The sequence below is a fragment of the Flavobacterium sp. genome, from assembly GCF_013823965.1.
In the GTDB taxonomy this organism is placed as follows: Bacteria; Bacteroidota; Bacteroidia; order Flavobacteriales; family Flavobacteriaceae; genus Flavobacterium.
On the sequence record NZ_PNNA01000048.1, the window covers coordinates 57159 to 68111 of the forward strand.

Below are 10953 nucleotides of genomic sequence, written 5' to 3' on the forward strand. Positions count from 1 at the left end.
TCGTATTAATGATTGATTAGATTAAGTGGAGTTGGCGTTACTGGTATTGCATTTGGAGAAACTAACATACAGCTTGGCGTGCTCAAACAACCTACATTATTTGCTTTGACACAAATATTTCCACCTTGGGTTGATGCCCAAGTGATGGTGATTTGATTTGTTCCTTGACCCGTAAACACAACATCTGCAGGAACAGTCCAAACATAAGTATATGCCGGATTATTTGTAACCGTATAAGTAACCGAATCTCCAACACATGGAGCACTTTTAGAAGGAGTGATTGTTCCTGGATTCAATGGAATGCAAGATGTCTCTTCACAATCTGTTTGTCCATTTCCATTGTTATCAATACCATCGTTACAAATTTCCGGTTCGTAAACGAATACTTTATTTGTAGTTGCACACCCATTGGCATCAGTAACTGTCACCTGATATTGTCCATATTTTAAAGCGGACAAGTCTTCGGTTGTGGCAGTAAAACTGGAAGGTCCTGACCAAGAATAAGAATAAGGTCCTGTCCCTCCAATAACGGTAAGAGCAATAGAGCCGTTACCAACGGCAGGATCTACATTAGTATCGTCAATTTTTGTAATTGACGAGCTAAGCGTATTAGGCTGAGTAACGGTATAAGTTGCAGACCAAACACATCCGTTTGCGTCTGTGGCGTTAACCGAATAACTGCCTGCTCCAATATTTTGAATATTTTGAACCGTTTGACCATTAGACCAACTGAATGTAAATGGGCTTGTTCCTATTGGATTTATACTTATACTTCCATTTTTCTGCCCATTGCAACTCACATTTGTAACCGTTGGATTAAATACAATTGGAGTTCCTCCGATTACTTCAACAGAAGTTGATGTTGTACATCCCCAGTTATCAGTAATAACTACATTATAAGTTCCTGGTATTAGATTTTGAGGATCTTCAGAAGTCGATGTATAGCTGGAAGGTCCTGTCCACGAATAAGTATACGGGGCTGTGGCTCCAGTAACAGTCAAATTAATTGTACCGTTAGTCCCTGAACAAGATATCGTTGAAGATACTTGGGGTGCATTAAAAAATGGTTTAGATGTATCATAAGTTACTTCAAAAGATGCCCCATCTATAGGACAGCCATTTGGCATTGTACCAGTCAAGGTATAATCTCCAATCTGGTCTACTACAATTACTGCTGTATTTTGTCCACTTACAATATGACCATTTGTTGTTGTCCAAGAATAAACAATATCAGTCCTGTTTGGATCTGCCGTCAAGGTAGTAGTTGGATTCGAACAAGACAAAGAGTTTGTAGAGGTAATTAAAGGTGTGTTTCTACCTAAAGCGTATGGCCCTGCAAAATCTTTTAAGGCAGCAGTAAATGAAGCAGAAGATCTTGTTTTTACACAAAAAGATTTATGCGGATATTCACAAGAGTCATATCCAGGAACAAAAGCAGGATCCAGTCCAAATTCAGTCAAATTCAGACCTATTTCTGCTAAAGCATATTCTGGGAAAGTGTTTCTATAAACATTCTCTTTCGATCCTTTGTGTCCCCATGGTGCAGCAGCAGGAAATTGTAAAGCCCCATTTACATATCCACAAGCGCCACCTGCATTTTTTGGAACAATTGAAGCATACACATATTCAGAAGTAGTCGTCGGCCCATCATAATTAATGCCCCAATTAAAAGAAGCTGGTATCAATGATGCGTTTAATCTATCAGCTCTCTTAACCCAAATTCTCACTTCTAAATCTGTTTCAGCACCACCATTGTTCAAAGAGATATTCACCATCATATCTCCCATTTGGGTAAGTTTTCCGGCAGCATCAAAATGATAGGCTGTATGTCCCAACTCATTTCCAGCAGAAGAAAAACCAACTCCTGCAGTGTAAGTAACATCTTTAATAAAAAACTCCATATCCATATAGGCAGCACCTCCAGGTTCAGCTCTTGATATTAATCCTGTCAAGAAAAGAGGTGATGCGTTTATTGAACCCAATCTTCTTATGTGTGCAGCGACATCCAACAAATCATTTTTACCCAAAACATTTGCTGGTCCAGCAGACCAAGAACTTGGTGGTTGAGTATTTTTACTTGAAACGGGAAAAGCAGTTGGATCGACAAAACCTGTACCGCCAAAATTATCCCTGGCATATATCGCATCATACCAAATTCTTCCATTCACAACAGCTCCAAAATAACCATTCATTCTAGCTTCATAAACAGGATCTCCGGTTCCCTGCAAAAGTGTTTGTATTGCAGCTGAATTGGTCGTCTGTATCACTCCAACACCCGTTCCTGTTTCGCCAGCGAACCAGTCATCTGTACCTAAAGGTGTAGCTGGCGATGTGTCTCCGTAAATTAATGACCCAGAATATAAATCTCCATCAATACCAAAATTTCCCAAGACACATCCATTATTGTCTATGTTTTGTGAAGTGGCACTATTAATTCCTAAAAAAAAGAACAACAATAGAGAATACAAAGTTGGTTTTTGCAAAGTTCTTTTTAAAAGCGGCAGTTGGTTGTTAGTATTCATAAAATATATTATTATCCCATTTCGGGAAAATTAAATTCTTATTGTTTATAGTGAGTTTGTCGAGTTAAAACTGAAGTTGTTTCTATACAGACATAGAATTGCGCAATCTATACCTGATGGAATGATTGTCGAATTTATTCCCGAATAAAAATTTTTTTTAAATTCAGAAAAAAATGAAAAATTATGGATGTATTTATGGAAAAGAGTGTAGGTAAAAATTTTCAATACGCTTATATTTAGTGATTTGAAGCACAAACAACTATGTTCTCAAGAACAAAATTATTCCATTAAATGAGTTTCAAGAACAAAATACCTATAAATGAAAATAAAATACTCATAGATGAATTTTTCTAAAAAAACTGAAGTCAATTAAAGTACACATCAACTTCTCATAAAAAAATTTGAAATTTCAGACAAAAGTACCTAGTGGAAAGCAGAAAATAAATTTATACCCTAGTCAGGGTGTAGTGTTTTGCAAAATGAGACACCTTTACCGCAGATTTGACCTGTTTAATGTCGGTTTTTCTCAAAATAATCGGATGGAGTTTGATCTGTCACTTTCTTAAAAGCTTTAATAAAAGAACTACGGGAATTAAAACCAGATTCTTTTGCCAAACCTTCCAGGGAAAATTGTCTCCAATTTTCGTCATAACGATGGGCTAAAATGTAATCAACACGATAGCGATTAATAAAATCGGCATAATTCAATCCATATTCCCTATTGATAACGATCGATAAATGATGTACGGGAATATCGCAATCAGCAGCCATTTGCCTTATGGAATAGCCTTTTTCCAAAAATGGATTTTGGCTTTTGATAAAGAATTCCAATTTTTCCTTGTATTCATTTATCTTTTCTGAAGAAAGACTAAAAATTTTGTTTGAAGATTTTTTTTCGTCTATTTCAAGAATTACATTCAAATCTTTTTGATCTTTTAACCCATAGAGAACTCTTGGATTTAGCATAAGATTAACCGTGCTAAAGAAAAGAATGACACCAAGCGGAACAAGTGTGGCATCTATCAAATTGATTCCATTGTGAAAAATAAAAACAAAAAAAAGGAAAAAATATGTCAAGCAAGTAAGAAATGTTAAGCTTTTGAGCCAAGTCCAAATCACCAAATTATTTTTCAACCATAAACTGTTTTTTCTAAAAAAAAGCACCAGCAAACGCACTTGAAAAATCTGATAGACAATGCCAATTCCCGTTTTTAAAACAGGATGAAAATAAGGCGGCAACAACCCTTCCTTTTGTAAAGGCAACAATTCAGGATGCGAAAACATGTATTTTATGTAGACCAGTTTTTCTGGGGTAGAAAGAAGATAAAACGGAGTAAGTTCGATCGCGTGAAGTAATGCGGGCATAAAATGAAGCCAGTCCCATTTTCGAAAAGTAGTTTCGCGATTTAGAATAGCCCTGACATACAAATAAAAAAGTGGAGGAACAAGATATTGAAAAGGCAGTCCTTTTCTCCAAATATTTGGATGACGCAAATAAAACCCGTCAATGTAAATAAAGTTGTTGAAAATAAGAATAATAGAAATCGTCAACAAACCTAACGCGAGCAATCTCGTGCCGTGCTTTGGATCTCGATTTAAAACCACAAGGATTATTACACAAATAATACCCATTAAAAAACTGGCCAAAAAGAAAAAAAACAATATGCTATTTATATTAATCAATACGACAGTTCTATGGATAAAATCTAAAAAAGAATACTACTAATTACAAAAGTAGCTATTTATTCTCTAATAATAGACAGGTGATTTTAACAATAAAAAGCCCTTTTGCCAATTGAAATCATAAAACAAGAACAACAAAAGCAACAGGAATAATCATTTCAAAAAATCAACATTCCGTTTCAAACCTTCAAATTTGGCTCTTTTCAAAGGAGAGTTTTTGAAAATAACCTTAAAAGTTTCTTCCGTAATTTCTGTCCAATCTTTTTTGGACAAGGAAAGCATTTCCGGATTGGGATTAAAAAGTGGTTCCTTATGTGGTTTAGAAAACCGGTTCCAAGGACAAACATCTTGACAAACATCACAACCAAAAGCCCAATCATCAAACTTGCCCTTCATTTCTACGGGAATATTTTCCTTGAGTTCAATGGTGAAATAAGATATACATTTGCTGCCGTCGACAACGCGAGGTCCAACAATGGCCTGAGTTGGACAAGCATCGATGCAGGCTGTACAAGACCCACAATGATCAGTCGTTGCGTTGTCGTATTCTAAATCTAGGTCAATAATGAGTTCGGCAATGAAGTAAAAAGAACCCACTTTTTGGGTCAACAAATTGCCGTTTTTGCCAATCCAACCCAAACCACTTTTGGCTGCCCAAGCTTTGTCCAAAACAGGAGCTGAATCCACAAAAGCACGGCCTCCAACTTCTCCAATGTTTGACTGGATTGAATATAGCAATTCCTTCAATTTTTCCTTGATGACAAAATGGTAATCTTGTCCGTAAGCGTATTTGGAAATTTTATAAGAATCAGGATTCTGCAATTCGGAAGGATAATAATTCAACAAAAGGGAAACCACGCTTTTGGCACCATCAACCAGCAAAGTGGGATCAAGTCGCTTGTCGAAATGATTTTCCATATACGACATTTGACCATTCATTTGATTATTTAGCCAATGTTCCAAACGAGGTGCTTCATCTTCCAAAAACCCTGCTTTGGATATCCCGCAAGACAAAAACCCGAGGCGATTGGCTTCGGATTTTATGAATTGCGAATATTTTGAGTTTTGAGTTATGAGTTATGAATTATGAGTTCTACAACTTGAATTTAAAAAAGTTCTTATCTAAAAGTAATGGAAAGTCTTTTCTAAAATGACCCTTACTTAATTTTATCTATAATTGCATTAAGGCTAAAATTAAGTAAAGAAGAAACAAAGCAATAATTGACGAGATTACGACGCCAATTTTAATTCTTGCCTGCTTAAAATGATATAGTAACCAAATAAAAATAGTCAAAAAAAACACCAACAAAATTAGCAAGAGCGACATTCCTGTTACCATTTATAATTTTATTTTTAAATATTTGGTCATTTCTATCTTCCTATTTCTCGCTTAACACCTAAAAAAGTCCGCCTTGAATATTGGTTCTTACTTTTCCGAGATGCTTGTATGCCTTTTCGGTAACTTCCCTTCCTCTTGGCGTTCTCATTATAAATCCTTCCTGAATCAAGAAGGGTTCATAAACTTCTTCGATGGTTTCGCTACTTTCTGAAACCGCTGTTGCCAAAGTGGACAATCCAACTGGACCACCCTTGAATTTATCGATAATGGTGTTCAGTATTTTGTTATCCATTTCGTCCAAACCGTGGGCGTCAACATTTAAGGCTTTTAAAGCGTAACGAGCAATTTCTATGTCGATGGTTCCATTTCCTTTTATTTGGGCAAAATCACGAACACGACGCAATAATGCATTGGCAATACGCGGTGTCCCTCTGCTTCGTCCTGCAATTTCGATGGCGGCTTCCATCGAAATGGGCATTTTTAATATGGAAGCGCTTCTTTCGACAATGGTCGTTAAGAGTTCCGTGGTGTAATATTGCAGTCTGGAGGATATTCCGAAACGGGCTCTCATGGGAGACGTCAACAAACCGGAACGCGTGGTGGCACCAATCAAGGTAAATGGATTCAAATTGATTTGCACCGTTCTGGCGTTGGGTCCAGATTCAATCATGATATCAATCTTGAAATCTTCCATTGCCGAGTACAAATATTCTTCGACAATTGGACTCAATCTATGAATTTCGTCAATAAACAAAACGTCCCTTTCTTCGAGATTGGTCAACAAACCTGCCAAATCTCCCGGTTTATCCAAAACTGGCCCTGAAGTTATTTTTATTCCCACTTGCAGCTCATTGGCCAAGATATTAGCCAAAGTGGTTTTTCCCAATCCTGGTGGACCGTGAAAAAGGGTGTGATCAAGTGCTTCATTTCTTTGATTGGCCGCTTGAACAAAAACTTTTAAATTTTCTAATATTTGATCCTGACCTGCAAAATCGTCAAAAGAAAGTGGTCTTAATCTTTTTTCGAGATCAAGTTCTTCTGGATTGTAACCGTTATTTGTTGGGTCTAAATTCTCATTCATTCTACAAATATAACAAAGTTATAAGCAAATAAAAATGCCTTTCGAAAGGAAAGGCATTGGAAGTTTAAAATAGATAATACTTTTATTTAACATATTGGGCACGACTTCCCACAGTATCTATTTGATAATGAAAGTCAAGTGACAAAAGGCCTGCGTCATCAGTGTAAGTATCTGCTGCATTGCTTGAATTTCTCCAAATACGACATATCAATATGCTAGATATTTTTTTACCTGTACCATCTAATCCTGAACCGCTCGTCAAAGAGGAAATCCTATGAGTATTTGCCACAAAAGGCCCTGTAGTAACGACTGTACTGGTAGTGTATGTGGGGAAAACTTGTGGTGTTGACGCATCATAATTTTGCCAACTATAATCAAGATTCCACTCTAAATTTCCACTTTTAGAAGCTTTTGGTAACCAATGAACATGTGGATAAACTGTTGTTCCTTCTTTCCAATTATGAGGTATTTGAACAACAAAAGACATCATCTCGAGACCTTCATTATTTCTGAAATACCATATTTGCGGACCTACTCCACCCCAAACATATTCTAAAGAAGCCGAGCTAGAACCTTTATCCAAAGAAACCCTTAGATCATCCCAAACTTCGGCGCTACCTTCAAAGACAAGTGTTCCATCAGCTTCTACTTTTGTATCATTTCCATTTGCAACATCGCCTATTTTAGTTATACCATCACTTGAAACTGTGATTCTAGAAGTATTATTAGTTTTTAAAACTAAATCTTTTTCATCCGTAGTTCCAACAAAATTTGTTGTGGGATTTGTACCCGCGTTTCCAATAAGATTCCAATCAGATGACAATGAGGAATTATTAGTACTTGTCGCTTTCCACTCAGTACCATTACTAAAAAGCGTTACGGCTTCACCTGCTTTAGCTAAAATTAAATTTGTCACACCATCAATAGTACCAGCGATTGTTACATTGGCAGTACTTGAAGCATTCCGTTTAATGGTGTAAACACGACCCATACACAAAGTTACATTGGGTAAAGTTAGCGTAATTGCAGTTGAACCATTATCACAAATAACAATACCATAAGTATCATCTAAAATGACACTGGCAGTTACAGTATTTACTTTCAAGCCTACAGAACCATTGACTTCAAAAGTGGATTTAGGATCTGTGGTACCAATTCCAACTTGGGCACTACCAGAATATGTGGTCATATAAATAAGAAATAAAAACCCCAATAAGGTATTTTTAAATTTTGTAGTAAAAACAGTCATTGTAGTAAGTTTAATGTTTGAATAAAGGGCAAATAAATATACCTCTAATTTATGAAATTTCTTATACAAGTTTTATGATATATATCATACTTAGAATGAATCACATTCAAAACTATTATAAATAAAAAATGCCTTTCGAAACGAAAGGCATTTAAATATATTTTCAAAAGAGACTAGTGATGTAAAACTTCTTCTCCTTCTTTCATTGGTACGTTTTGAGGAACAAAATCCTCATCGTGACCAGGATTACTGTAATCGTATGGCCAACGGTGAACTTCAGGAATTGCTCCCGGCCAGTTTCCGTGTATGTGTTCAACAGGAGTTGTCCATTCTAAAGTATTGGATTTCCAAGGATTTTGTACCGCTTTCTTACCATAGAAAATACTACTGAAGAAATTGTATAAAAACACCAATTGAAAAGCTCCACCAATTAAAGCAAAAGTAGTTATAAGAACGTTTACATTTTGCAAATCATCGAATAATGGGAAGTTGGTGTTTGTGTAATAACGTCTTGGTAAACCTGCCAAACCTATGAAGTGCATTGGAAAAAACACTCCGTAAGCACAAACTGCAGTTACCCAAAAGTGAATGTACCCAAGATTTTTGTTCAACATTCTTCCGAACATTTTTGGAAACCAATGGTAAATACCTGCAAACATTCCGTAAAGTGCAGAAATACCCATTACCAAGTGGAAGTGTGCAACCACGAAATAGGTATCGTGAACATTGATATCCAAAGTACTGTCTCCCAGAATAATTCCTGTCAAACCACCTGTTATGAATGTTGATACCAAACCAATGGAGAACAACATTGCAGGATTTAACTGCAAGTTTCCTTTCCAAAGCGTCGTGATGTAATTAAATGCTTTTACTGCCGAAGGAATTGCAATCAATAAAGTGGTAAAAGTAAATACCGAGCCAAGGAACGGATTCATTCCAGAAACAAACATATGGTGACCCCAAACTATCGTTGATAAAAATGCGATTGCCAAAATTGACATAATCATCGCTCTGTATCCAAAAATTGGTTTACGAGAGTTGGTAGCAATGATTTCTGATGTAATACCCAAAGCCGGTAATATTACGATATAAACTTCAGGATGTCCCAAGAACCAAAACAAATGCTCGAATAAAACTGGTGAACCACCTTGGTAATGCAAAACTTCTCCCGCGATATAAATATCAGACAAGAAAAAAGAGGTTCCAAAACTTCTGTCAAAAATCAACAATAACGCTGCAGACAATAAAACTGGGAAAGAAACTACTCCAATAATGGCGGTTACAAAGAAAGCCCATATAGTAAGAGGCAATCTTGTCATCGACATTCCTTTTGTTCTAAGGTTGATAACCGTTACAATGTAATTTAATGACCCCATCAATGAAGAGGCTATAAATATGGCCATAGAAACTAACCATAGCGTCATTCCTGTACCTGAACCTGGAATTGCTTGTGGCAAAGCACTCAATGGTGGATAAATTGTCCAACCGGCTGCCGCTGGTCCCGCTTCAACGAAAAGCGAACAAACCATGATGACACTTGATAAAAAGAACAACCAATAAGATATCATGTTCATAAAACCAGAAGCCATGTCTCTTGCACCAATTTGAAGTGGAATCAACAAATTACTGAAGGTACCGCTTAATCCGGCCGTCAAAACAAAGAAAACCATTATAGTTCCGTGAATTGTAACCAGTGCAAGGTAAATATCGTTTGCCATAACTCCGTTTGGAGCAAATTTATCACCCAACAATACATTAAATATTTTGAATGATTCTTCAGGCCAAGCCAATTGCATTCTAAAAAGCATTGACATCATCACGCCAATAATACCCATAAAAATACCCGTAATCAAGTATTGTTTGGCAATCATTTTGTGATCTATACTAAAAATATATTTAGTGATAAAAGTGTCTTTATGGTGGTGTTCGTGTTCGTGATCCAGTACGTGATCGTGACCTTCTGCTGACATATATGTGTGCTTTAAATTTTCTCTTAAATAATTATTTCATTGCTATTTTGGCAATAGCCGCAGTATCCTTAGCTTTTGTAGAATCTTTTCCTACTTCGCCATCAACCGGTGCAGGAGCTGCATTGGCTGTTTTTACTTCTTGAACCAATGTAGGTTTATCGCTCAACCATTTTTTATAATCTTCTGGTGTATCAACCACTACTTTCATTTGCATGTTGTAGTGAGAGGCTCCACAAATTTTATTACAAATCAATAAAAAATCAAAAGTATAAGGATCGAGAGCAGCTTCTCCTTTTGCAACAAGGGCTTCACTTTTCTTTGCTCTTATGTCATTGATGTTTTTTACTTTTTCTACCATATAAGGTAATTCTCTATATTCAGCCGAAGTATAAACTGGCTCGAATGCAAATTCTGTAACCATACCGGGAACACAATTCATTTGCGCTCTAAAATGAGGAAAATAAGCAGAATGCAAAACGTCTTGTGAACGGAATTTGAAATGTACCTTTTTACCTTTTGGAATGTGCAATTCCGTAACGACGATATCATCCTGAGCATTTGGATCCGACAAATCAACACCCAAAGTATTTACGCCATCGATAAGTCTTACATTTGCTTTACCAAGAACATTGTCAGGACCAGCATATCTAGCTGTCCATTTAAATTGTTGTGCATAAACTTCAACTACAATAGTGTCTTCGTCTTCGTCAACAAACATAATATTAGTCCAAGCATACAATCCAAAGAGGATTAAAATAGCCAATACTACGGCAGGAATTCCACTCCAAATTACTTCTAATTTTGTGCTATCGGAAAAAAACAATGCTTTTTTTCCTTGTTTTCCTCTGTATTTGAAAGCAAAGTAATGTAACAAAACCTGGGTAACGGCTTGTACTATAAAAATCAAAACCCAAGTAACATTCATTAAATTGTCGATATCCAAACCGTGTTTCGAAGCAGGTGTATGAAGCACTAAAGAACCCCATTTTATCAATCCGTAAATTGAGAAAATATAAATGAATGCCAAGAAACCAAACATCAAATAACCTTGTATGTTATTATCGCCATCATTGGCTATTTGTGAGTTATCCGCATCACCTACTTGAGTT

At 36.3% G+C, this 10953-nt stretch carries 7 protein-coding genes; all 7 read right to left on the minus strand.

The features are described from left to right. Positions 1–5 precede the first annotated feature (5 nt). Positions 6–2522: a hypothetical protein gene (locus tag C0430_RS05670; protein WP_290866393.1), complete on the minus strand. Its 2517-nt coding sequence runs from the start codon at positions 2520–2522 to the stop codon at positions 6–8. A gap of 510 nt (positions 2523–3032) precedes the next feature. Continuing rightward, positions 3033–4154, minus strand: coding sequence for an AraC family transcriptional regulator (locus C0430_RS05675; RefSeq protein ID WP_290866395.1), 1122 nt, complete (start codon positions 4152–4154; stop codon positions 3033–3035). 204 nt (positions 4155–4358) lie between these two features. Continuing rightward, positions 4359–5279 carry a tRNA epoxyqueuosine(34) reductase QueG gene (queG, locus tag C0430_RS05680; protein WP_290866407.1) on the minus strand — a complete coding sequence of 307 codons (921 nt, stop codon included), beginning with the start codon at positions 5277–5279 and terminating at the stop codon, positions 4359–4361. Positions 5280–5602: 323 nt separating this feature from the next. Then, complete coding sequence (ruvB, locus tag C0430_RS05685) at positions 5603–6625, minus strand: Holliday junction branch migration DNA helicase RuvB (protein WP_290866397.1); 1023 nt, start codon at positions 6623–6625, stop codon at positions 5603–5605. Between the two features lie 82 nt (positions 6626–6707). Continuing rightward, a complete protein-coding gene (locus C0430_RS05690; RefSeq protein ID WP_290866399.1) occupies positions 6708–7874 on the minus strand; it encodes a hypothetical protein in 1167 nt (388 codons plus the stop codon). Between the two features lie 173 nt (positions 7875–8047). After that, entirely contained in the window at positions 8048–9844 is a 1797-nt protein-coding gene (locus C0430_RS05695; protein WP_290866401.1) for a cbb3-type cytochrome c oxidase subunit I, read from the minus strand. Positions 9845–9875: 31 nt separating this feature from the next. Continuing rightward, the coding region (locus C0430_RS05700) for a cytochrome c oxidase subunit II (RefSeq protein ID WP_290866403.1) at positions 9876–10953 on the minus strand (1078 nt) is incomplete at its 5' end.